The organism is Holdemanella sp. DFI.5.55, from assembly GCF_020593575.1.
In the GTDB taxonomy this organism is placed as follows: Bacteria; Bacillota_I; Bacilli_A; order Erysipelotrichales; family Erysipelotrichaceae; genus Holdemanella; species Holdemanella hominis.
Genome location: NZ_JAJDMK010000232.1, coordinates 1 through 312, shown reverse-complemented (window position 1 = coordinate 312; position 312 = coordinate 1). Strand labels below are relative to the sequence as shown.

1 protein-coding gene is annotated in these 312 nt (G+C 34.3%); it reads right to left on the bottom strand.

All coding sequences use genetic code 11. The features are described from left to right. On the bottom strand, positions 1–240 hold a 240-nt coding region (locus LJE08_RS13920), incomplete at its 3' end, for a helix-turn-helix domain-containing protein (protein WP_227403570.1). Between the last annotated feature and the right edge of the window lie 72 nt (positions 241–312).

The window sequence follows — 312 nt, the reverse complement described above, 5'->3', positions numbered from 1 at the left end:
CTTTACACTTGACTGCAGAGCAACAGAATCCACTTCCTTAAGCCATTCATATTCTCTCTTTAAAGAAACTAGATCTTTAGCACATGCAGAATAGTTTAGAGTGATTCCATCTTTTTCATAGGCATCCCTACGTTTTGCCAGGTAATGGTTATATACAAAACGAGTACAGCCAAAAGTCTTGGCTAATAATATTCTTTGTTCTCTATTTGGATACATACGATACTTGAATGCCTTTTCCATGATGATTTCTCCTCTTATTGATTCGCTATTTTCTTTTTTGACTTCTTATATACTCTATAATCTGTTCTTCTG